This window comes from Methanocalculus sp., from assembly GCF_029762515.1.
GTDB lineage: Archaea > Halobacteriota > Methanomicrobia > Methanomicrobiales > Methanocorpusculaceae > Methanocalculus.
Window position 1 is genome coordinate 1 of record NZ_JARVGN010000531.1, and the last position, 1282, is coordinate 1282.

Annotated in this window: 2 protein-coding genes; both read right to left on the minus strand. The window is 49.1% G+C overall.

Annotated features, from left to right (window positions below; translation table 11 throughout):
• On the minus strand, nt 1–688 hold a 688-nt coding region (locus QCH34_RS12875), incomplete at its 3' end, for a PAS domain S-box protein (RefSeq protein WP_300334722.1).
• A 6-nt stretch (nt 689–694) separates the two neighbouring features.
• A partial coding sequence (locus QCH34_RS12880; protein ID WP_300334723.1) for a chemotaxis protein CheC occupies nt 695–1282 on the minus strand: 588 nt, incomplete at its 5' end.

The following is a 1282-nucleotide window of genomic DNA, read 5'->3' on the forward strand; positions in this document are numbered from 1 at the left end:
TATCCGGTGTGATCCGGGCATACAGCTCTGCCACCTTCTTACGGTCATCCAGATGGATAAAGGAGTCTATCCGCTTCCCAAAGACTTCATCCCGGCTCTTTCCGAGGAACCTGAGATATGCATCATTTGCAAAGAGTATGGTTCTGTCAGGGAGGAATCGAACAATGAACTCATCCATATCAGACACTACAAGACGGTACCGCTGCTCGCTCTCCCGAAGCTCCTCTTCAGCCTTTTTCCGTTCCTGTACCTCCAGAAGAGCCTGATCTTTCATTTTTCTTACAGATCGTATCTCGGAATCAAGCTCTGTGACATCCTCGATGATGATCATTGCAGAGGAGTGATCCTGATCGCTTCCGGGATACCGGATAACAGAGGTCTGCTGGACTCGGAGCATCCCGTCAGCTTTTCTACAGGGAATAAATGATGTATGGAGCTGGGAAGAGAAGACTGCCGGAGGACCGCCATCCAGCACCTGTTCGATCCGGGTGCGGTATGCCGGAGTGTTGAGATCAGGGTACAGATCAAGGAGGTTTTTCCCAACCACCCCCTCAAAAGAGCGACCGCTCCATTCAGCAAGGGTTCTGTTCCAGAGGACAATGGTCATCTTCCGATCAAGAACACAGATCCCAACGGGGAGTGCATCTGAGAATTCTATTATGACAGAGAGGCTATCGTGCTGGCTCACGGCTGTTTATCCCCTTGCAATCTCCCTTACCCTTCTGATGAGAGTTTCAAATGATTCTGCCCCCATGATAATGAGAATCTTTCCCTCAATATTCAAATTCCGGATGAACATATGGGTCTCTGCAAGCAGGACTGCCTCCCGGTGCTCCTGCCTGACATTCTGAATAAGGGCAGGAATATCCGCTTCACTGTATGTAGGAAGCGAATAGGTAAGCTGACTTTTGAGCACATTGGTAATCGAGCCCATAACGCCGTTGATCAGAATATTTCCAACCTCCTTGAGCGTTTCTGCCTGTATTGAGCTGAATGCCCCTTCATAGCCATCATCTGCTGACTCTTCCCCGGTGATCGCATCTATGAGGATATGAGCACTCTCTGCCGGGAAGATCGAATATGTCATTCCGGAAAATACTCCATTAAAATCAAGAGAAATAGCAGAGTATCGCTCTGTACCTATCTGGGAGATGATCTGCCCGGACTCTTCCTTCGAATAGATGCTGATATTTGGTATCGTGAGCTCGATTGTTGATCCGGTCATCTCGGAGAGGATGCCTGCGGCTTTCCCGACACCGATATTCACCAGTTCACGGATACC